Origin of the sequence: Microbacterium aurantiacum (assembly GCF_031625015.1) — a bacterium.
GTDB lineage: Bacteria > Actinomycetota > Actinomycetes > Actinomycetales > Microbacteriaceae > Microbacterium > Microbacterium aurantiacum.
Genome location: NZ_JAHWXH010000003.1, coordinates 1 through 21275, shown reverse-complemented (window position 1 = coordinate 21275; position 21275 = coordinate 1). Strand labels below are relative to the sequence as shown.

General features: G+C 63.6%; 22 protein-coding genes. 4 read left to right on the top strand and 18 right to left on the bottom strand.

Going from position 1 to position 21275, the window contains the following annotated elements:
• Positions 1 to 19 precede the first annotated feature (19 nt).
• The 3 genes from KZC50_RS12865 to KZC50_RS12855 all read right to left on the bottom strand — a co-directional run bounded on the left by KZC50_RS12865 (position 20) and on the right by KZC50_RS12855 (position 3529).
• Positions 20 to 721: an SDR family oxidoreductase gene (locus KZC50_RS12865; protein WP_310891945.1), complete on the bottom strand. Its 702-nt coding sequence runs from the start codon at positions 719 to 721 to the stop codon at positions 20 to 22.
• A 63-nt stretch (positions 722 to 784) separates the two neighbouring features.
• The gene (pip, locus tag KZC50_RS12860) at positions 785 to 1720 is read right to left on the bottom strand and encodes a prolyl aminopeptidase (protein ID WP_310891944.1); all 936 of its coding nucleotides are present in this window, start codon (positions 1718 to 1720) and stop codon (positions 785 to 787) included.
• 147 nt (positions 1721 to 1867) lie between these two features.
• Positions 1868 to 3529: an SLC13 family permease gene (locus tag KZC50_RS12855; protein ID WP_310891943.1), complete on the bottom strand. Its 1662-nt coding sequence runs from the start codon at positions 3527 to 3529 to the stop codon at positions 1868 to 1870.
• 157 nt (positions 3530 to 3686) lie between these two features.
• Between KZC50_RS12855 and KZC50_RS12850 the strand changes: the two genes are divergently transcribed.
• Entirely contained in the window at positions 3687 to 3950 is a 264-nt protein-coding gene (locus KZC50_RS12850; RefSeq protein ID WP_310891942.1) for a hypothetical protein, read from the top strand.
• Between the two features lie 82 nt (positions 3951 to 4032).
• The gene (locus tag KZC50_RS12845; RefSeq protein WP_310891941.1) at positions 4033 to 4410 is read left to right on the top strand and encodes a hypothetical protein; all 378 of its coding nucleotides are present in this window, start codon (positions 4033 to 4035) and stop codon (positions 4408 to 4410) included.
• Between the two features lie 63 nt (positions 4411 to 4473).
• Here KZC50_RS12845 and KZC50_RS12840 read toward each other — a convergent pair whose 3' ends face one another.
• The 3 genes from KZC50_RS12840 to KZC50_RS12830 form a co-directional block, all read right to left on the bottom strand.
• Positions 4474 to 5370 (bottom strand): alpha/beta hydrolase fold domain-containing protein, encoded by an 897-nt coding sequence (locus tag KZC50_RS12840; protein WP_310891940.1) that lies wholly within the window; start codon positions 5368 to 5370, stop codon positions 4474 to 4476.
• An 87-nt stretch (positions 5371 to 5457) separates the two neighbouring features.
• Positions 5458 to 6120, bottom strand: a complete 663-nt coding sequence (locus tag KZC50_RS12835) for a peroxiredoxin-like family protein (protein WP_310891939.1) — start codon at positions 6118 to 6120, stop codon at positions 5458 to 5460.
• Between the two features lie 165 nt (positions 6121 to 6285).
• The gene (locus tag KZC50_RS12830) at positions 6286 to 6858 is read right to left on the bottom strand and encodes a dienelactone hydrolase family protein (RefSeq protein ID WP_310891938.1); all 573 of its coding nucleotides are present in this window, start codon (positions 6856 to 6858) and stop codon (positions 6286 to 6288) included.
• Positions 6859 to 6966: 108 nt separating this feature from the next.
• Between KZC50_RS12830 and KZC50_RS12825 the strand changes: the two genes are divergently transcribed.
• Positions 6967 to 7392 (top strand): hypothetical protein, encoded by a 426-nt coding sequence (locus KZC50_RS12825; protein ID WP_310891937.1) that lies wholly within the window; start codon positions 6967 to 6969, stop codon positions 7390 to 7392.
• A gap of 70 nt (positions 7393 to 7462) precedes the next feature.
• Here KZC50_RS12825 and KZC50_RS12820 read toward each other — a convergent pair whose 3' ends face one another.
• The 4 genes from KZC50_RS12820 to KZC50_RS15735 all read right to left on the bottom strand — a co-directional run bounded on the left by KZC50_RS12820 (position 7463) and on the right by KZC50_RS15735 (position 10581).
• On the bottom strand, positions 7463 to 8242 hold the full coding sequence (locus KZC50_RS12820) for a lysophospholipid acyltransferase family protein (RefSeq protein WP_310891936.1): 780 nt from the start codon (positions 8240 to 8242) through the stop codon (positions 7463 to 7465).
• Between the two features lie 74 nt (positions 8243 to 8316).
• Positions 8317 to 8943 carry an alpha/beta hydrolase gene (locus tag KZC50_RS12815; RefSeq protein ID WP_310891935.1) on the bottom strand — a complete coding sequence of 209 codons (627 nt, stop codon included), beginning with the start codon at positions 8941 to 8943 and terminating at the stop codon, positions 8317 to 8319.
• On the bottom strand, positions 8940 to 9908 hold the full coding sequence (locus KZC50_RS12810) for a ring-cleaving dioxygenase (protein WP_310891934.1): 969 nt from the start codon (positions 9906 to 9908) through the stop codon (positions 8940 to 8942). The genes KZC50_RS12815 and KZC50_RS12810 overlap by 4 nt, the downstream gene beginning before the upstream one ends.
• A gap of 205 nt (positions 9909 to 10113) precedes the next feature.
• Positions 10114 to 10581, bottom strand: coding sequence for a DUF6650 family protein (locus KZC50_RS15735; protein WP_490390909.1), 468 nt, complete (start codon positions 10579 to 10581; stop codon positions 10114 to 10116).
• Positions 10582 to 10820: 239 nt separating this feature from the next.
• Here KZC50_RS15735 and KZC50_RS12805 point away from each other — a divergent pair, with 239 nt between their 5' ends.
• Positions 10821 to 11141, top strand: a complete 321-nt coding sequence (locus tag KZC50_RS12805; protein WP_310891933.1) for a hypothetical protein — start codon at positions 10821 to 10823, stop codon at positions 11139 to 11141.
• Between the two features lies 1 nt (position 11142).
• Here KZC50_RS12805 and KZC50_RS12800 read toward each other — a convergent pair whose 3' ends face one another.
• The 8 genes from KZC50_RS12800 to KZC50_RS12765 all read right to left on the bottom strand — a co-directional run bounded on the left by KZC50_RS12800 (position 11143) and on the right by KZC50_RS12765 (position 20922).
• Positions 11143 to 11445, bottom strand: coding sequence for a DUF7701 domain-containing protein (locus KZC50_RS12800; RefSeq protein WP_310891932.1), 303 nt, complete (start codon positions 11443 to 11445; stop codon positions 11143 to 11145).
• Positions 11445 to 11939 carry a RipA family octameric membrane protein gene (locus KZC50_RS12795; RefSeq protein WP_310891931.1) on the bottom strand — a complete coding sequence of 165 codons (495 nt, stop codon included), beginning with the start codon at positions 11937 to 11939 and terminating at the stop codon, positions 11445 to 11447. Before KZC50_RS12795 ends, KZC50_RS12800 begins: the two co-directional genes overlap by 1 nt.
• Before the next feature lie 12 nt (positions 11940 to 11951).
• Complete coding sequence (locus tag KZC50_RS12790) at positions 11952 to 12365, bottom strand: TIR domain-containing protein (protein WP_310891930.1); 414 nt, start codon at positions 12363 to 12365, stop codon at positions 11952 to 11954.
• 144 nt (positions 12366 to 12509) lie between these two features.
• The gene (locus KZC50_RS12785) at positions 12510 to 13874 is read right to left on the bottom strand and encodes a DUF6414 family protein (protein ID WP_310891929.1); all 1365 of its coding nucleotides are present in this window, start codon (positions 13872 to 13874) and stop codon (positions 12510 to 12512) included.
• Positions 13864 to 15108, bottom strand: a complete 1245-nt coding sequence (locus KZC50_RS12780; protein WP_310891928.1) for an ATP-binding protein — start codon at positions 15106 to 15108, stop codon at positions 13864 to 13866. Before KZC50_RS12780 ends, KZC50_RS12785 begins: the two co-directional genes overlap by 11 nt.
• Positions 15105 to 18203 (bottom strand): type I restriction endonuclease subunit R, encoded by a 3099-nt coding sequence (locus KZC50_RS12775; protein ID WP_310891927.1) that lies wholly within the window; start codon positions 18201 to 18203, stop codon positions 15105 to 15107. The genes KZC50_RS12780 and KZC50_RS12775 overlap by 4 nt, the downstream gene beginning before the upstream one ends.
• Positions 18200 to 19342: a restriction endonuclease subunit S gene (locus KZC50_RS12770; protein WP_310891926.1), complete on the bottom strand. Its 1143-nt coding sequence runs from the start codon at positions 19340 to 19342 to the stop codon at positions 18200 to 18202. Before KZC50_RS12770 ends, KZC50_RS12775 begins: the two co-directional genes overlap by 4 nt.
• A gap of 14 nt (positions 19343 to 19356) precedes the next feature.
• Positions 19357 to 20922 carry a type I restriction-modification system subunit M gene (locus KZC50_RS12765; RefSeq protein WP_310891925.1) on the bottom strand — a complete coding sequence of 522 codons (1566 nt, stop codon included), beginning with the start codon at positions 20920 to 20922 and terminating at the stop codon, positions 19357 to 19359.
• Between the last annotated feature and the right edge of the window lie 353 nt (positions 20923 to 21275).

Sequence of the window (21275 nt, the reverse complement as noted above, 5' to 3'; positions counted from 1 at the left end):
CACCGTGACGCCCTCGACCTCACACCCCCGGGCGGATCATCAGCTCCGGAATCTGCGCATCCCGCGGCACGTCGAGCACCGTCAGCATCGCGGTGACGACCGACTCCGGATCGATGAACGCTCCCGGGTCGTACGCGGCGCCCTCCTGCTCGTGCACGCGCTCCTGCATCGGCGTCGCCGTGCGGCCGGGGAACACCGACGACACCCGCACACCGTGCGCCGCCTCCTCCTGCCGAAGCGAGTCGGCGAGCGCCTTCAGACCGTGCTTGGATGCCGCATACGCCGACCATTCCGGAGACGCGCGCAGCCCCGCACCGGAATTCACGAACAGCACCTGCCCCTTCACCGCACGCAGCGCCGGCAGCAGCAGACGCGTCAGCTCGGCGGGCCCGGTGAGGTTGACGTTCAGCTGCCACTCCCACGACGACACCGGCAGCTCGCCGACGGGCCCCAGGTCGACCACCCCGGCAGCGTGGATCAACGCGTCGATGCGGTCCGGCATCCGCTCTTCCGCCGCGGCCTGAGACATCGCGGCGGCGAGCGCTCCCGGAACAGCGAGGTCGGCGACAACCGCGACGGATCCCGGATGCCGCTCCTCGAGCTCGCGCGCCCGCTCGGCGCTCCGCGCGATGAGGACGAGATCGTCGCCCCGATCGCGCAGCCGCGTCGCAAGCGCTGCGCCGATTCCCGAACCGGCACCGGTCAGTACATGAAGAGCCATGCCCTCATGCTCGCACGCGGCACCAGCGCGCGCCCATCAGCCGACCCGCCCACAACCGCCCGACTACAGGAACCCGTCGATCGCCTCTCGCGTGAGCTCCATCTCGATCGGGCCGCCGTGCCCTTCGCTCTCGACGATCTCGAGTCGACTGCCCGGCCACGTACGGTGCAGGCGCCATGGGGTGATGGCCGGCCCGCTCACGTCCCGACGTCCGTGGATCAGCACCCCCGGGATGCCGGCGAGCTTGCCGGCCCGCTCGAGGACGGCATCCGCACCGCGCAGGAAGCAGTCGTTCGCCCAGTAGTGGGTGACGAGAGTGGCGAAGTTCTCACGGGTGCGGGCATCCTCGTGCAGCGGGCCGGGCTGCCATGCGGGGTCGAGCGAGATGTGCGTGGACTCCCACCGATCCCAGCGATCCGCCGCTGCGGCGCGGGTCGCGGCATCCTGACTCCGCATGAGCTCCGAGTAATGCTTCACGACACGGATGCCGTCCGGCACCTCGCCCGCGAACTCCTCCCACGCCTCGGGGAAGATCGCTCCGACGCCCTCCGTGATCCAGTCGATCTCGGACCGGGCGCCGGTGGTCACGGCGGTCAGCACGATCTCGGTTACGCGTGTGGGGTGCGCGAGCGCGTAGGCCAGCGCGAGCGTCGACCCCCACGACACCCCGTGGAGCAGCCACGCGTCGATACCGAGATGTTCCCGCAGCGCTTCGAGGTCATCGAGCAGCGTCTGCGTCGTGTTCTCGTCGAGGCGGTCGAGATCATCGATCGCCCATGGCGTGCTCCGCCCACACCCCCGCTGATCGACGCCGACGATGAGATGCGCGGCGGGGTCGAAGCGCCGCCGGTATCCGCCCTGACCCAGCCCGCCGCCGGGCCCACCGTGCAGGTAGATCGCGGGCTTGCCCTGCGGGTTGCCCGAGGTCTCCCAGTACAGCTCGACGCCACCCGGGCGACGCAGCCGGCCGGTCGCGAACGGCTCGAGCGGAGGATGCACCGTCGCAGACTACTCCGGCGCCCTCACCGCGACCCCGCGACATTCCCCGCAGCGGATGCTGCACCCCATCCTCGCCGAACTCCGCACACGCAGCGGTGCCCGGCGCGAACCTCCCCGCGCCGGGCACCGCCACACCCAACGCCCCGGCTAGATCACCAGCCCCAGCGCCCACGGTCCGATGAGCACCGTGAAGAGGGTGATGAGGATCGCGCCGACGATGTTCAGCACCAGTCCGCCGCGGACCATCTCGATGATCTTCACCTGTCCAGACGCGAAGACGATCGCGTTCGGCGGAGTGCCGACGGCGAGCATGAACGCGCACGTGGCCGCGAGCGCCGCGGGGATCAGCAGCGTCATCGGGTCGACGCCGACCCCAATGGCCACCCCACCCAGGATCGGGATGAACGTCGCCGCCGTGGCGGTGTTGCTGGTGATCTCGGTGAGGAAGAGCACCAGCACCACGACCACGCCGATCAGCAGGACGATGGGCAGCGCGCCGAGCCCGCTGACCTGCTCGCCGAACCATGCGTCGAGGCCGGTGGCGGCGACCGCGCCGGCGAGCGAGAGACCGCCACCGAAGAGCAGCAGCACGCCCCACGGGAGGCCCTTCTCGGCATCCTTCCACTCCAGCGTCATGGTGCCCTTCTTGTCGCCCGGAAGGAGGAAGAGCAGGATGCCGGCGCCGATGGCGACGACGGTGTCGTCGAAGATGCCGAGCCACGGCATCCGCTCTCCGAGGTCTCCGATGCCCGAGAGCAGGCCCGGGACGATCCAGAAGAACGCGGCGAGGAGGAAGACGGCGAGCACGGTCTTCTCGCCCTGGCTGGTGGGGCCGAGCTTGGCGATCTCGTCGTTGATCAGCTGCTTGCCGCCGGGAACCTCGTCGAGCTGGAAGCGGAACAGCACCCGCACGATCAGCACCCACGCGAGGAAGGTGAAGACGATCACGATCGGGACGCCGAGCATCATCCACTCAAGGAAGCCGATCTTGCGGCCGAGTTCGTCGCTGATGTATCCGGCGACGATGGCGTTGGGTGGGCTGCCGAGGAGCGTGCCAAGGCCGCCGATGGTCGCCGACCAGGCGATGGCGAGCACGAGGCCGACGCCGAACTTCCGCACGTCGGGAACGCGGATGACCTCGCTGATGGGGGTGCCGTTGCGGATCTGCTCGGTCATCGATCCGGCGCTCTCGCGTCCGCCTATGCGGTCGCTGTTCTCCACGACCAGGGCGAGGACGCTGAGGCCGATGGGGAGCATCATGAGCGTCGTGGCGGTGTTCGACACCCACATCGACAGGAACGCGGTGGCGATCATCATGCCGAGCACGATGCGTCGCGGGTGCGTTCCGACGCGGCGGAGGGTGAGGAGGGCGATGCGGCGGTGGAGGTTCCATTTCTGCATCGCGATGGCGATGAGGAACCCGCCGACGAAGAGGAAAACGATCGGGTTCGCGTACGGGGTGGTCGCTTCGGGGACCGTCCGCGCCGTCAAGAGCGGCAGGATGACGATCGGAAGGAGCGAGGTGACCGGAAGCGGCACCGCCTCGGTCGTCCACCACACCGCCACGAGGATCGCCAGGCCGCCGACGATCCGCGCGTCGTCGCTGACGGTCGTGGTGCCGAGCAGGAGCCAGGTCAGGAGCCCGAGCGCCACCCCGAGGAGGCGGAAGAACCAGATCTTCGCCGGCGGTCGGGCCTTCTTGGTACCCACCTGCCCGGTGAGTGCTGCGGGCGGTTTGGTCTGCGTCGCGGGAGTCATCGTCGCCTCCAGGTGTGCTTCGTCGTCTACACCGGCGGTTGCCGTGTGCACGATCCTGGACGGATGCCGCAGCCACGTCGCGTTCTGGTCGTTGTGGACGCGCGGCGGCGCGCTAGCAGGTCGACACGGCGCCGGGCCGGCCGTTGACACGTGTCATGAACGCTGAGAGCGTCGACGAGACCACGACGCGGAGCGAGGAGACCACCGGATGCCGTCGCTGATCCAACAACGCATGTCGCTCGACCGTCAGCGCATCCAGGCCCGGTGGATGCTGTTGTGGGGATACGCGTTGGTGTACTTCGGCGTCTCTCTCTACTGGACTGCATCCAGCTGGTTCACCGTGCTGTACTTCCTGTTCGCGCTAGTAGTCGTAGCGTTCGGCATCATTCGCGTCCGCGCCGCACGGCGCGATCGGATCGCATTCGAGACCGAGCACGGCCCCGACGCCGGCAGGCAAGATCCCGTCCGCTGAGGCATTCGCCTCCGACCCGCCCATTCACGACCTCCCGCTGATGGTCGACGAAGGGCGCCGAAGTCAGCGCCATACTGCTGAGATGGAAACCGACGCGAAGCCCCTTGACGCGTCGCGTCGGTCTCGCCTCGCCATCCCCAGCCTCGTCATCGGCGGCATCCTGATCCTGGCCGGCATCGTCGGAGCTCTGGGGCCATTGATAACGCGAGACGCGTCAGCGTGCGTCAACAACGTCCAACCTCCGGCTGACTTCACCGCGAGGCACCAAGAGGGCATCACGGCGACCGGCGAGATGATCTCCCTGTTCCCCTTCGGCGCGCAGTGCTCGTACCTAGCCCCGTCGACCGGAGAAACAGCCCTTTCCGTCGTGCCGCTATGGCCGACGATCAGCGTGCTCGGCGGAGTCGCCGGCATCGCCCTGGGCGCAACAACCCTCGCGGTGTCCCGCCGGGCGAACTAACGTCAGCACGGCCTGCTTCTTCTTCACTCGACGTCAGAGCACACCCACCGAAACCCGACGCCCCTACCCCGCGACGCCCGCCCGCACCGCCTCGACGATCTGCTCCTGCGCCTCACGCCCGGCGCGCGTCGGCACCAGCGGATACACGTGCACCTGCCCGACCTCCTCGTGCAGATCGAACGCCACCCCCGCCGCGCGCGCCTTATCCGCCAGCACGCGCGCGTCGGGGTTCAGAACGTCCCGCGTCCCGGTGAACACGGTGATCGGACCGAGCCCCGCGAGGTCTCCGAATAGCGGACTCACCACCGGGTCGAGCAGGTCCAGATCGCCCCGCCAGTGCTCGGCGAGCACCCGGCCTCCCGGGGTGCCGAGCCACGGGTCGGTCGGCTGCACGATCGGGATGCGCGGGTTGCTCCACGACAGGTCCAGCGCGGGCGAGATGAGGATCGTCCGCGGCAGCACCACGTCCTCGTCGCGCAGAGCGAGCGCGGCCGACAGGGCGATCTGTCCGCCGGCGGAGTCCCCCGCGAGACACGTTGCGCCATACTTTTCGATACTGCGACGGACGAGAGCGACGACGCCGTCCCGCGCCTCCTGCGCTGTCCCGAACGGCACGAGCGGATAGATCGGAACCACGACCGCCACCGACGCCTCCGCGGCGATGCGCGCCGCCAGATGCCAGTGCTGGGTCGCGATCTCATTGACCCATCCCCCGCCGTGAACGTAGACGACGGCTCCGCGCACCTCCGGCGGCAGGATCGTGTACACCGGCCACCCGTCGACCTGTTCCACATCGACACGGATGCCGCTCCGCAACCGTCCCGGGGGCCCGTACGGTACTGGCCGCAGCTCCCGCTCCCGGATCCGTCGGCGCGCACCTTCGGCGGTGACGAACGCACGGTTCGCACGCATCAGTCGGAGGAGAACCGGGACGACGGCATCGGGGAAGATGAGGTTCACCGCCCCAGCATCACACGCCGCTCGAAGGGCTGCCGCTCCGAGACACCGGCAGTGCACGACTGAGACCAGTGAGCTCAGCCCGCTGCTCTACAGCGCATCCACCGTCGCGAGGATCTCCGCCGTCTCGGTGCGCTGGGTGTAGTCGACCTTGATGTCCGCGAACGCCACGGTCCGCGCGGCGTCGACGACGATCACCGACGGGAACGGGATCGCCGGCGTGTCGTCGGCGTTGCTGTCCTTCACCGCAAACCCGAGCTGCGTGTGCGCGTCCTGCGCGGCGCCGCTCGGGGCGGTGACGATCCCGAGCGCGCCGGCGAGCGCGTTGCCGGGGTCGGAGACGACGGTATAGCCCAGCTCGCCCTTCTCGACGGCGGATGCCGTCCCGTCCGGCGTCTGCGGGCTGATAGCGATCAGGCGCACACCGCGCTCGTCGAGCTCCGGAGCGAGGGTGCGCTGGTAGTGCGCGAGGGTGATGTTGCAGAACGGACACCACGCGCCCCGGTAGAACACCAGCACCGCGGGACCCTCACCGAGAAGCGACTCGAGGTCATGCGACTCGCCGCGGACGTCGACGACGGTCGCCGCCGCGGGCAGCGTGTCCCCCACCGAGACAGCCCCGTCCGGCACTCCGCCAGCACGCAGGTCGCTCTGCTCCTCGTCGAAGACGGCGGTCAGCGTCGGGCCGACGGCGTTCGAGAAGCCAGGAACGAAGTCGGCGACCTCAGCGGCGATGGTGTTCGACGTGGTCATGAGGGCTCCTGTCTCGGAAGCCCCGCCGGCGGTGAGATGCGGCGGAGTCGGGTGTTTCCGGTTATTCGGAGCGGATGCCGGGCCAGGGCGAAACCGCCCGAACTCCAGTCACGGACGGTAACAATCCGCCCCGCAAGGTCGGCGCCGCTCCCCCGCGGCATCCGGTCAGACGGCCGTGAGGAACGCTTTCACGCGCTCCAGCAGCACCGCGGACGCCTCGGGGTCGAAGGCGTCGAGGGACGAGTCGGCGAACAGGTGCTGCGCGCCCGGGTACAGGAACAACTCGACCGACGGCGACGAGTCGGCGAGCGCGCGGGCCGCAGGCAGGTCCTCTTGGAAGAACTCATCGCCCTCCTTGCCGTGGATCTGTGCAGGCAGCCCCCCCGGGGGCCACGCCTCACCGAACTCCGAGACCGGAATGCAGGAGTACATGAGGAGCGCCCCGCGCGCACCGGGACGCGTCTGCGCCAGCTGCTGCGCGATCATCACGCCGAACGAGAACCCGGCGTACACGAGGTCGGTGCGGTACTCATCGGCGAGCGCCACTCCTCTCTCGCGCAGCGCGTCGAACCCGGTCTCCTGAGCGAACGCGAAGCCGTCATCGATGGTGTCGAAGGTGCGCCCGTCGAAGAGGTCGGGGGTGTGCACGGTGTGCCCCGCGCGTCGGAGGTCATCGGCGAACGCGCGCACCCCGTCGGTGAGCCCCTGGATGTGGTGGAAGATCAGCACCTCGGCCATGCGAAGCATCCTCCCCCATTCACTGCTTCTCGGCAGCCCTCTTCCGCGGCAGGCTGTTCCCCCGATCCGAGTTCGATAATCGTGCGCACGGATGTCAGGCTGGCGAGCATGAATCGCACCCAGAAGATCACCCTCGCCGCCTCGGCGTTCGTCGTCGCTGGGCTCGTCGCCCTCGCACTTCCCGCTGTCACGTCGGTGACCGTCCCCGAGGAGCCGAATGTCGTCGACATGCTTCCCGTCACCGGGTCACAGCCGGAGGCCGCGGCCGATCCGGCCGATCCGGCCGATCTCCCCGAAACGGAACAGCCGCTGACCGAGCTGCCGGCATGGGCGCAGACCGGAACCTTGTGGCTTGTGTACCCGGACGACCTGCGCTGCCAGGGGACGGAGGGGTGTCCGAACGACTACCGCGCTGCGTTCGGTGAGCCCGGCGAGACGCTCCCCCCTGGAGTCGAGTACTACGACCCTGCCCGTCACGACTACAACCGCGAGACCAACACGGGAATGGTCTTCCCCGTCGTCGAGGAGCAGTAGGCAAGCAACCCACGTTGTTCGTCGAAGATGGCGGCGCGGTCTGTCGTCAGGATGACCAGCACGTGGCGGATCAGTGCTTCTCGGCAGCCCGCTTCCGCTGGCGCTCTGCTTCCATCTCGGCCGCAACCTCGGGGGTCGGCGCCGATCCGCCGAGGTGCGCCGGCTGCCACCACTGCCCCTCGCCCGAACGCGGGTAGGTCGCCTGCGCGTCCGCGAGCAGGGTCTCCAGCTCCGTACGCAACGCGGCCGTGGCCTCGACCGGGTCGTCGGACCCGCTCACGTGCATCGGCTTTCCGATCGAGACACGGATCGGAGCCCGGAGCGCCTCACGGAAGCTCGCGCGATGGTTCTTTGTGCGAAGGAGCTGTCCGCCCCAGACGACCACGGGGATGACGGGAACACCGGCGGCAGCCGCCATCCGCACGGCACCCGTCTTCAGCTCTCGCACCGTGAACGACGCACTGACTCCCGCCTCGGGGAAGACACCGAGCACCTCGCCGCGCTTCAGTGCCGCGACCGCGTTCGTGTACGCGTCGCGCCCGGCGGACATGTCGACGGGGATGTGCCGCATCTGGCCCAGGAGCCACCCGACCACCGGCTTATCGGCGGCGCGCTTGGTCACCATGTACCGGACCCGACGACGGGTCCGCAGCCACGCGACCCACTCGACGAGGGCGAAGTCCATGTATCCGAAGTGGGTGATCGCGAGCACCGCGGGCCCGGACTTGGGGATCGACTCGGCGCCGGTCATCTTCGGCCGGAGCTGCAACACTCCCCCGAAGAACACGCGGCCCGCGCCGACCGCCATCGAGTAGATCGGTTCGAATCGACGCTTCGGGTTCGGGTGCATCCGTCTATTGTTTCGCGCCCAGCTGTGAGATGGGCCGTGGGGCTCGCGCATGACCAGCCCCACGGATGCCGATCTCAGCGTCCCGCGAGCCACTCCCGTGCGGCGTCGATGTCGCTCTGTGCGAGTCCATGACCGCCGGGACGGGTGTGACGCGTGACCTTCGCACCGTGGGATGCCGCGATCTTCTCCAGCCGATCGACCGAGGCCGACGGAGCCATCGGGTCAGCGACGCCGTTCAGCAACACCACCTCGACGGCGGAGACGTCGCCGATCGGGTCGCGGTCGGCGAACGGGAACATCCCACTGAACGCCACGACCCGGTCGAGTACCTCGGGGTGCAGAAGCGCGGTCGCGAGACCGATGTTCGCTCCGTTGGAGAAGCCGACGGCGATGAGGCGCCGATCCGCGAGGTCGTAGTGCTCGCGCGCGGCGGTGACGAACTCAGCGAGCTCGCCGGCGCGCTGGATCACGTCGTCGACGTCGAACACACCCTCGCCGAGCCGACGGAACCAGCGGTTCATGCCGTTCTCACTTACGCGACCGCGCGGCGAGAGCACTCCGGCGCCGGGCCAGAGGTGGGAAACGATCCCGGTGATCTCCTGCTCGTTCCCGCCGGTGCCGTGCAGGGTCAGCAACACCGGGGCATCCGCATCCCCCGGGATGAAGACGTGCGGCCAGGACTCGATGGAGACCGCGCTCATGCTGCCGCTCCCGGGTTGTTTTCGGCCGGAAGCTGCACCGGCACGACGGCGGCCTCGATTGCCTCACGGGAGGGCTCGAGCCACGGCGGCAGCTTGAGGGCGCGGCCGAGTTCGAGGAGGGGCTCGTCGATGTCGAAGCCGGGGGTGTCGGTGGCGATCTCGAAGAGCACGCCGCCGGGCTCGCGGAAGTAGATGCTCGTGAAGTACTGGCGGTCGAGGATCTCGGTCACCTGGTGTCCACGCGAGACGAGCTCGTCACGCCACTGCTGCTGCGTCTCCTGGTCGGGCACGCGGAAGGCGATGTGGTGCACCGTTCCCCCGGCGGTCAGGCCGGTCGGGGTGAGTCCGGAGCTGACGACGTCGACGATGGCGCCCGGAAGACCGTCGCCCGCGGCGAGCCGGGTGCGGTTACCGGCCTGTTCGACGACGCGCATGCCGAGGTCGTTGACGAGAAGTCCGACGGTGCCCTCGGGGTCGCGCACCGTGAGGACGCTGGAGTGCTGCCCGCGCACGGCGTACTCCGCCGGCACGCTCGCCGAGTCCCACGGGTCGCGCGGGTCGTCGGTGTTCGTGGCGACGAGTTCGATGCGGAGCCCGTCGGGGTCGGCGACCATGAGGCGCTCCTCGCTGCTGGAGGGCGAGGTGATGCGCGGCTCGGCACCGAGGGAGGTGAAGTGCTCGTGCCACCAGCCGAGCGACCCGGCGGGCACGCTGAACGCTGTGGAGGTCGACTGCCCGGCACCGATGCGCCCGGGGGCGATGTTGCGCCACGGGAAGAAGGTCATGAGGCTACCGGGCCGTCCGGACTCATCGCCGTAGTAGAGGTGATACGTGCCGGGGTCGTCGAAGTTGACCGTCTTCTTCACCAGCCGCAGGCCGAGCCCGCGGACGTAGAAGTCGATGTTCTTCTGCGGGTCACCGGCGAGCGCGGTGACGTGGTGCAGTCCCGAGGGTGCGACATTCATGGGGTTCTCCCGTCGATGGTCAGAGTGGGTGCGAGGCGTCGTGGTGACGATTCTCCCACTGTTTCCATTCAAACGCATATAAACTCACAACATTCCCGGGCTGAAGCCAGCGCCAGAAGACGTCCCGCGACGATGCAAGACTTACCGAACGCCGCGAAGCGAGTCGCCCCTCTGCCGTAGTGGTGCCGCGTATTGATGATGCCGCTCAGAACGCTCCAGCTCCGGGTTCGAGGTGGCGGACGCCACGATGCGACGAAGCCAGATCAGCCACGGCCCCGCTGAGATCTGCCTGGAGCTTCACTAGGAGAACTGCGTACTGGTCCGGCTCCGCGTCCGATGCCTCGAGGAAGTAGTTGCATGCACGAGTCATTCGCGAGAGCGGCTGCTCGGTGGGCTCGATCTGACGCACTCGGTCTCGAGTCCGCCGAACCTCATCCCGTATCGACAACACGCTCGATGTCGCTCGTGCAAAATCTGGATTCTCACGCGCGCCCGGAATGACGACCGGTCGGCTGGCAAGTGCTCGGCGACGGTGCAGCTCGCCAATCAGTGAGTTCAAGGACTGCGCTTCGTCCCTTATGAGGTTCAGCTTGTACGTCGCATACGCGATCAGCACCGTCAGTCCGGCACCGATACACGCGACCAACACATCTGGCCAGAAGGTCACCCACATCGGAGAAGGATCGCACGCAAGAGACCTTTCTACGCGGCGACCCTCAGGGAGCTTTGTTGCTTGACCCCGCAAGCCGTTCTGCGGGACTGCCTCAGACGTCAGAACGGCGCAGAGACGAAGGGGTGCGGGTCTTGCACAACTACTCAAAACATGTTGCTGTAGGTATTTCGCCCCTGGCGCTTGCCTCGAAGGCTTCAACTTCTCGCAGATCGACGGCTGATCTACCGAGCTCTGTCCGGATGGCCAAACAGCTCCGCGAAGGCGAGATTGACGCACTCGTCGCACGCTACCGCGAGATTCGGAGCATGCGGAAACTCGCGACAGAGTTTCGGTTGTCTCGAACGACGATAGCCAAGCACCTGGCGGATCGGGGCGTCGACACCTCGCGCGGCATGACCTCCGCCGACATCGCTAGGGCCGCAGACCTATACGAAGGTGGCCTATCCAGCGTCAGCATTGGCAAGCGGCTCGGCTATGACAATAAGACCATCCTCAGCGCGCTTCGCGCGGAGGGCATCACGATTCGAGAGGCACTGGTCCGCTACCCGACGAACCCATAGATCAGGATAGCGACTTCGCAACATCGCGGATCGCGTCACGAAAGATCGTGTCCTGCTCCTGAACGTCAGGCGACAGGTCATCGAAGGGGACGATCGAATCGTTCTGCGGATCGAACTCTGTGGCCCATACAGACCACGCGTCGTGTACGTCTTCATTGCTAACTCGCACTCCCTTACTTAGAGCAAGCAGTGCGTAGCTCGAAAAGAGCTGGTCGAGTCCGTCCTCGGGCAGTTTGTCCGGATCGATCGCAGCACGAATACGCTCCGCGATCTGGGTGATGTAGTTGGCATCTGGACTGCTCATCAAGCAACAACTCCTAGCAATGTGCCGACAAGCAGGACGACGTAGATCATCGCGAACACGAGCGGAACAATGGACTCAACGTTGGTGAGCGTTGTGTATCGGTCCTTGAACTTGAGCCACCGGCCACGAAGGCTCTTCATCTCAAGGTCGTCCTCCGTGGTTCTCGTTAGCTCGGCCCATTCCCGGGTGAAGTACTGCTCCGGCAGTGCCTTCTCCATGCCATTGATGACGTTGAATTTGGCACGGTTCAAGCGTCGGTATGACCTCAGGGCGAAGTACCAGGTCAGCGCCAGGAGGAAGCCCATCATGGCGATGATGATGACCAATGACTTCTGGCCGCTGGAGATGCTGCTGTAGGTGAACCCGAGGATCGTTACGAGCGCAGTATGGACGCTGAGGAAGAAGCCATTCGCCAGCATGCGTCGCGAAGAAACACGGTCAGCCATTTCGACTGCCATGAGGTAGATCGCCAGCTTGTCGTCAGATTCCGGCATATCAGCGCCCGGCTAGGCGTTTTTCCCTTCACCCATCATCTGCTGGATGGCTGCAGCGATATTCGTCCAGTTCCACCCGATGACTCGATTCCTTGCGAGCCCACTTGGCAGCGTGCTCGCTGTCCCCGCGCCGTCGACATAGACGCCAAAGATGGGGACGTTCTTGTCCTTCGCCATTGCAATCTCGGCGGCGACTCCGTAGGCGGACCCCATCGACTTCCCTACGAGGACGATGAGCATGTGGCAGTTCGCGATCTTCTTCGAGATCAGTGCTTCCCACTCCGACTCAGGGAGGACGGATTTTGACGACCAATCCTCCACGATGAACGGTGTCGGCGAGTCGCTCTTTGCCTGGCCTGCGAAGAGATTCCTCGATGAAAGGTTGTTGTCGTAGTCAAAACTCAGAAATGCTCTCGGTTCAGCCATGATGTTGCTCCTTGTTCAGTTTTCTTAGTGTCTCGCATGGCTCCGACACTCGACGGGCGATGCTGCCGCTGATTATGAACTGCGGCGCTGCGGCGGTCAAGACACCCCGCCTGCGGCGAATGCGCACCGTCGGTGAGCTATCCCCTACCAATAGATTCCCACTACTTCGACGTCGAGCATTCGCTCGCGAGGCTTCGTGGCATTCCCCGCCAACGTCGGGGCAGGCTGTGTCGTGAGCGACAGCGGTGATGGAAGGAGTTCCAACCGTCCGGCCTCGCGAGCATTCCGGCGGAGCGCGATGTCCGCATCTGCGTCAGGTGCTACAGCGGAATCCATACTGAGCGCGGTCACTGCGGTCAGTACCTTGTCGAATGCCTGCCGCTGCGCAGTAGGAGTTGCCGGCCCGGCAGCCAAGGCGCCGATCAGAACGTCTATCTCGGCCTGGCTGTCGGCGTCGATTGTCAATTCACAACGCTCAGCGATCGCGACGGCGTAGGCCGTGAGGGCATCGCGATGCGCGACATGAATCGGAGCGACCGACGTGGAATCCTGACCAACCTTCGGCGCTTCGATGGCATTGATTTGATCCACGAAACCCGGCGCGACATCAGCGAAGAGATCGGCCAGCTTCACGGGAGTCCAGCTGTCGTGGAGGCTGTCCCGCGCGACGCGGCCAAAGACCGTAAAGCGAGCGTTAGAGAAGAGCACTCTCCTCAGGTCTTTCCAGTACCCGAGCTTCTCCGTGACTCCGACGACGTACAGCGGATACGACTCGAGTTCCAATCCCTCGACGGCGCGCTTATCAACGATGTATTCAGCGCCATCGATCATCACCGACTTGTAGTGAACCGCCTCCGCTTTGATGGGAACCAGGCCCGCGAGGAAGCGGTCCAGAACCTTCATGATCGGCTCAGAATCTCGGAGAAACCCCAGGAGTCCCGGCGCCCCGAACATGGCGGGGTAATCGTCCGCCATTGCTTTCCACTCAGTCATCATCGAGCCAAGTTTGAAGACGGGGTCGACGGCGAGCTCGACTTCGATCTCGACAAGTGTGCCGCGGGTCAGCTCATCGACCGAGAGCACTACGGCCGGATCACGCTCGCTGACAACAGCCTGACTATTGGTCAATGGCGCCGGCGCTCCGGCTAGGTGAGCGAGCCTGAACGTGAGCGGCAGGTCGCGCAGCTCCTTGAACAGTGACTGCACGACCGCCTTGCGGGAACTCTGCATGCTGTTGCTGTTGCTCGTTTGGTAGCGCGCACTGACCTCGCTCTTGACGCCCACCGCGTTTGCGCCAGCAACGCCAGCGACTTCAGCCTCTTCTGCACGCGCGCTTGCTTCGGACACCGTGTCCAGAAGCGTCGACTTTTGTGAGACAAGCAGGCTGTGAAGACTCACCTCGTCCAGGTAGACGAACTCACGAAGCGGAGCGGCCTTGACGATTTCTCGCGAGGCGGACTTCGCCTGTCGACGTTGCCGACGATCGGCCCACCACGATTTAAGCGACATGGTCAACCTCGTTCATCTCTCGCGAAGCACGAGACTGGACTCTCTCGAAGGCCTGCGCCACGTCTTCGTCTGCAATCGACTTCCGGCCGTCTCCCGCCGCTACTAGCCCCGCTTCTGTCCAGATCGAATTCAGGCGGGCAGCAGACCACCCGTCGGTCATCGATGCGACTTCCGCGAGAGGGAGGTCACCGGTCGTCTTCAGTTCCTTCGCGCGCACCTGCAAGATTTCAAGCCGATCCTGTGCAGTCGGCAGGCCGAAAGGTATTTCCCAGTCGAACCGTCCGGGTCTCAAGAGCGCTGGTTCAACTTGCTCGATCCGGTTCGTTGCGGCAATCACCACGACGTTGCTGTGTTTCTGGTCGAAACCGTCCATGAGAGTGAGTAGCTGCGCGACTAGTCGCTTGGAGGCCTCGTGCGAGTCGTCCGTCCTGCGCTCAGCGATCGAATCAATCTCGTCGAAGAAGACGATCGCCCGCTCCTCCGATGCAGCCGCCTCGAAGATCCGACGGAGAGTGTCTTCGCTGTCGCCCAACCATTTGCTCACGATGGAAGGCCCGCTCACAAGAAAAAACGTCGCCTTGGACTCGTGTGCGATAACGCGAGCCAAGTGCGTCTTCCCAGTTCCCGGCGGGCCGGTAAAAATGATTCCCTTCACTGGTCGCGCGCCCATCTCGTCGAGCGCATCCTTGCGGTTGAGCTGAGTCTCGATAAGTTCAACTGCGCGCGCTCGCACATCGTGATAGCCGCCGAATGAGTCGAAGGTAGGGCCGTTCTCCGGATCGTGCTTGACGAGATACTCCTTGAGCACATCCTGCTCGACTCCCGAGTCACGCGCACGAATCGGGGTGTCCGAAACCACGCGAGTCACGCCATGAAAGTCATCGAACTCGACCGTGTTGCCAGGTACGAGATTCAGCTTCTTTCGAGGTACCTTGCGAAGGAAACGAAGCCCAAGCGCCGTCTCAAGGAGAACCCCCTTCTTTTCGATCAGACGAACGATTCCGATCGATCGTTCGTCGAACCACACATCGTCGGGGACCACTTGCCATGAGCTCTCGCCGATTAGGACTGTATCGCCAGGGTCAACCGCGAGGTATTGAGTTGCTGAGACGCGTGCAGCACCCCCGCTCTGCATGCGCGCGTGAAAGGTATGACCGTCATCCTCGACTGCGACCACGCGACCGACTCGCCCAAGCGCTATCGCACTCGGATTCGGATTGACATCGTCGCTCACTGCACGCCTCCGCCGAGTCCAAAGAATCGCTCGAAGAACGCTCCAAGCTTCTCGATCACCCGCTGCTTCTTCTCGCCATGCCCACCGTCGCTCGCGAAGCGAGAGGCAGGTGGAAGCACCTTCGTGATCGCAGTTCCAGTTGTGCGAAGAGTGCCATCACGGAAGGCCGTCTCAACGAACGCACGGGTGGCATCGGCGCGGAGTCGCTCCTCCTCAATAATCGCCTGTAGTTCAGACTCACGCTTGGCAGCAACGAAAGCCTGCCATTCCTCGTCCACGGCTCCGTCCACAGAGACGGAGTCGACGAAGGCTTCAATGAGGTCCTTCTTGTTGCGCAGCGTCGGGCTCGCATCCACCGCGCGCGAAATCTCCGCGCGGATCTCCTTGTCGTCGCCGTCGCCGAACCGCTCGCGGTACTTCGCGACCAGCATGAGGATGTAGTCGACGTTGATCTCGACCTGTTTGATCAGCTCGATCTCAAAGACGACGTCGTCATTGATGAGTTCCTTGTCCGCGTTCTTGTCCTTGCGGAACTCGGCGTAGAGGTCGAGGTAGATGCTGCGGTAATCCTGGCTCTGGCGCTCGGTGAGGATCTCGTGGCCGGCGAAGTCGTCGAATGACGTCAGGATGTTCTCGAGCCGCAGGATCTGGCCCAGCAGCTGTATGAACTCCTTCTGGGCCGCTTCCCCGATGATTTGCTGCCCGAGCGGGAACGATGTCAGGAGCTCACCGACCTTGTCCGCATACTCGCCGTAGTAGTCGCCATACGGTTTGAGGAGCACAACCCCGCGAGCGTCCTTGTTACCGAAGAGTTCGAGGGCAGCGTTGGTCTCGTCCTCCAGGTCGCGGAACGCAACGATGTTGCCGTAGGTCTTCACAGAGTTGAGGATGCGGTTCGTGCGCGAGTAGGCCTGGATCAGGCCGTGTGCGCGCAGGTTCTTGTCAACAAACAGCGTGTTGAGCGTGGTCGCGTCAAAGCCGGTGAGAAACATGTTGACGACGATCGCCAGGTCGAGCTCACGGTTCTTCAGTCGCTGAGAGAGGTCCTTGTAGTAGTTCTGGAACTTGTCGGAGCTGGTGTCATAGCTGGTGCCGAAGACGTCGTTGTAGTCCTGGATTGCGTCTTCGAGGAACCTGCGGTCGTCCATGCTCATCGCATCCGTATCGAACGCTTCGTCGTCGAGAATTCCGTCATCACTGGCGTCGTTCGCGCCATACGAAAAGATAAGGCCGATCTTCAGCCGTCGATCCGGCGGGAACTGCTCCTGCTGGATCTGGAAGTGGTTGTAGTAGCGACGCGCGGCGTCGATGGACGCTGTCGCGAATATGGCGTTGAATCCGCGCACCCGTTTGCGTTCCCGCACTGCTTCAGCTTGGCGGCGAAGACGGGTGGACTCGGCGACGTTCGTGACGACCGAGTGCTCGTAGCTTGAGGATCGCTTGGTCTTCTGGTCGAAGTGCTCCAGCGTGTACTTCACGATCTCGCTGATTCGCTCCGGGGCAAGCAGCGCCTTCTCCGTGTCGATCGCGGAGACCTGCTTGTCGTCCGGGTTACCAACCTTGACCGTGTTGACGTAGTCGATGCGGAACGGAAGCACGTTCTTGTCAGTAATCGCGTCGACGATTGTGTATGTGTGGAGCTTCTCGCCGAACGCCTGCTCGGTGGTCTTCAGCTGAGGGTTCCCGCCAGCCCCCGCGTTGGCAGCGAAGATGGGTGTGCCGGTGAACCCGAATAGGTTGTACCGCTTGAAGGCCTTCGTGATATCGGTGTGCATGTCACCGAACTGCGAACGGTGACATTCATCGAAGATGATCACTATGTGGCCGTCGTAGACGTCGTGGCCCTTGTTCGCCTTGATAAAGGTCGACAGCTTCTGGATCGTCGTAATGATGATCCGAGCGTTCGGGTTCTCAAGCTGCTTCTTCAGCACTGACGTAGAGGTATTCGAGTTCGCGGCGCCCTTCTCGAAACGGTCGTACTCGCGCATCGTCTGGTAGTCGAGGTCTTTGCGGTCGACCACGAAGAGCACCTTGTCGACGCTCGAGAGCTTCGATGCGAGTTGCGCCGTCTTGAAGCTCGTGAGCGTCTTGCCGGAGCCGGTCGTGTGCCAGACGTAGCCGCCCGCAGCCAACGTGCCGAGCTGCTTGTAGTTCGTGGAGATGTCGATCCGCTGCAGAATCCGCTCGGTGGCGACGATCTGGTACGGACGCATGACGAGCAGCAGCCGGTCGGCGGTGAGTACGCAGTACCGGGTGAGGATGTTCAGCAGCGTGTGCTTGGCGAAGAAGGTCTTTGCGAACGAAGTCAGATCCTGGATCGGCCTGTTCTGCGCGTCCGCCCACCACGAAGTGAACTCGAAGCTATTCGAAGTCTTGCGCCCCTTGCCCGGCTTCTGCCCTTCCTTGAGGTGCTGGTTGCGGGTCGTGTTCGAGTAGTACTTCGTCAGCGTGCCGTTGCTGATCACGAAGAGCTGGACATACTCGAAGAGACCGGAGCCTGCCCAGAAGCTGTCTCGCTGATAGCGATCGATCTGATTGAACGCCTCGCGGATATCGACACCACGGCGCTTGAGTTCGATGTGCACCATAGGGAGACCGTTGACGAGCACCGTGACGTCGTAGCGATTGGCGTACGTCGCCCCGCCATCGCCCTTGCCGACCTCGTACTGATTGACAACCTGCAATCGGTTGTTGTGGATGTTCTGCTTGTCGATCAAGGTGATGTTCTTCGTCGAGCCGTCGTCGCGCTTCAGAATCTGGACATGGTCTTCCTGAACACGCACCGTCTTCTCGACGATGCCGTCGTTCTTGCCAGAAATTTTGTTCTCGAAGAACTCAGACCACTCCGCATCGGAAAAGCTGATCTGGTTCAGGGTCTCCAACTGCGCCCGGAGGTTCGCGATCAGATGGGCCTCGGAAGTGATCGGCAGATACTCGTACGCTTGAGACTGCAGGAGGCGGATCAGTTCGCTCTCGAGCACTGACTCGGACTGGTAAGCCGCTGCAGCGTGGGCGTCCGGGGCGTACTCGGCAACAACCGTGCTTTCCGCGGAGACCGCGATCGGCTCGTACTTTCGTGGAGAGGCATCGCTCATAGCGCAGCCTCCTCAAAGGTCAGTAGCTTGTCACGGTAGTACTCATACTGCTTCCGTCGCGCCGCGAGTTCCGCGGGTAGACCAACACCAATTCCGCTCGTCAGCGACTCAAAACGGTCGAGAATCTCAGCGATCCGCGCTTGCTCCGGACGATCAGGAATCGGCACCATGATCTTGGCGAGGCGCGCCTTCGAAACGTTGATGCGCGTTACTCCACTGGCGGTCTTCACGATCTGGGCACGCATGGCGCCGGATCGAAAAAGATGCTTGGCGAAGTCGGGGTCTAGACGCTCGACGTTGTGAGGTCTGAACCCGATACAGAAGCTATTCAGATACAACGGCTCCGACAATCGCACTGTGACGACTGAAGTCATGCCCACATCCGCCAACGACTCCGACGACCCGGTAAAGACGACGTCTCCGTAGTTGAGGGGACGCTGACGTTCCCCGACGCCGATGCGCACGAAATCGTCCGCAGTCGTATCGAGCGCGATGTTCTTGAACACATTCATGTATGTGGCAAACCGAGCGTTTCCGTCAGCGAAGTCAGACTTGGACTTGCCGGTGAGTCCGCCAAAGATTGTGCCAAGCTCGCCGAGGGGGATGAAGTCCGTTTCGTCACCGAATGTCAGAAGCGCGTCGCGGTAGAAGTCGTATTGGCGACGCCTAGCTTCCAGCTCCGCTTCCAGCTCCGCTTCCAGCTGACTGAACTGATCCAATATTCTCACGACTTCGGCCTGAACCTCGAGCGGCGGCACGGGAATTCGCAAGAGATTCAATACGGCCTGTGTGAGGCTCGGGACACCGCCCGCTTGATTAAGTTCTTCAAGTCGCTGAGTCAACAAGTAGTAATAGAAGAATTTCGGGATGAGGCGGTCACCGATCTCGGTATAGAAGATGGTGTCGACAGTCCAGAATGGCTTATCAACAAAATAGAGCTTGCTCAGAGAGCCCTTGCGAGGAATCAACACAGATGGGCCGGGGTGGGCCGACCGATCGACGTGAAGCATGACCCCACCCGTGCCATAGACAGGCACATCGCCGGTGCCCAGCGACTTGTAATCCTTGCCATTGCGTATTCGCACAACGCTGCCAAGCGGTTGGAACTCGACGCCATCTGGGGCGAGCTCCGCCAGCATGCTTTCGATCCGACTCACTCTGAACGCTCCAGCGAAGCGACGATCTCGTCGATAGAACCACGTAGCTCTTGTTGGCGCGCGACAATCCGCGCAATTTCCGCGTTCAGTTCGCTGATGTCAACAACCTCGCGCGTGTCCTCCCGTTCAACGTACGAGGAGACAGCGATGTTGTAGCCGTTGGCAGCGATGGCCTCATTCGGAATGAGCTTGATGAAGTGGTCCTCGTCCTCGCGATTCTCGAGCGCGAGGAGGATGTTCTGCTGGTTGTCTGGCGTGAGCTTGTTCTTGTTGCCGACGCGCTTGAACTCGTCTGTGGCATCCACGAAGAGGACAGCATTGTCGGTCTTCGACTTCTTAAGCACGATGATGCACGTGCCGATCGTCGTGCCGAAGAACAGGTCCGGCGGAAGCTGGACGACGGCATCGACGTAGTTGTTGTCGACGAGATACTTGCGGATCTTCTGTTCCGCTCCCCCGCGGTAGAGAACGCCAGGAAACTCGACGATCGCCGCAGTGCCGTTGACGGCCAGCCAACTGAGGATGTGCATCGTGAAGGCGAGGTCGGCTTTTGATTTCGGCGCGAGCACACCGGCCGGCGCGAAGCGTTCGTCGTTGATCAAGAGTGGGTTCGCGTCACCGTCCCACTTGATGGAGTACGGCGGGTTGGAGACGATCGCTTCAAACGGTTCGTCGTCCCAATGCTGCGGGTCGATCAGCGTGTCACCGTGCGCGATGTTGAACTTCTCGTAGTTCACGTCGTGCAGGAACATATTGATACGCGCGAGGTTGAACGTGGTCAGGTTGATCTCCTGACCATAGAAGCCGCCCACGTTCTCCTTGCCGAGGACCTTCGCGAACTTGAGAAGGAGCGATCCAGAACCCGCGGCCGGGTCGTAGACCTTGTTGACCCGCTTCTTGCCCATCACAGTGATACGAGCGAGAACTTCTGAGACTTCCTGCGGCGTGTAGTACTCCCCGCCGGACTTGCCTGCTTGTGAGGCGTACATCTGCATGAGGTACTCGTATGCGTCGCCAAACAGGTCGATCGAGTTATCTTCGAAGTTGCCGAGCGGCAGGTCACCGATTGCATCGAGCAGCTTGACAAGCTTCTCGTTGCGCTTCGCGACGGTGTTACCGAGCTTCGAGCTGTTGATGTCGAGGTCGTCGAAAAGGCCCTTGAGGTCGTCCTCGCTGTCGGTGCCGACAGCAGAGCCCTCGATGTTCTTGAAGACCCGCTCAAGCGTCTCGTTCAAGTTGGGGTCGTTCACAGCGCGCTTGCGGACGTTCTGAAATAGCTCAGACGGGAGAACATAGAAGCCCTTCTCGGCCACGGTCTCCTTGCGCCCGACCTCAGCCTGCGAATCAGGAAGCGCCGCGTAGTCGAAGCTGGTCCCGCCTGCCTCGTGCTCGCCCTTGTTGATGTAGGTCGTGAGGTTCTCTGAGATGAACCGGTAGAAGAGCATGCCGAGCACGTAACTCTTGAAGTCCCAGCCGTCGATCGACCCGCGCAGATCATTGGCGATGCGCCAGATTGTCTTGTGCAGTTCGGCGCGTTGGCCTTCTTTAGTCGTGGGGGGCATTTCGCTTCTCCTGCGCGTCAACGCGCGATTAAATTATGAGCAAGTCTGACTCTCACCGTAGCGGCGACCTCCGACAGATACAGAGTGCCGCGCTCGGCCGGGGCGCTGGTCGTTGATGCGGTTGGGAGCATGAAGGCTCTACCCAGATCCCGAATCTGTCTTGATTATCGCATGATCAGGTGTTTTGGTGAAGCCCTTCCATCCCTCAAGTGGAAGAGGCCGAGCCGGGGTGAATCGGCCTGACTTTCGTTCCTATCGGGAGCCTTGTCTGGCAGGGGCCGGCTGGGCTGATTCGAGGTCAGCGTAGTACGCCTGCTCAACCTCGAGCGGGGTGCGCATATCGAGCTCGCCGT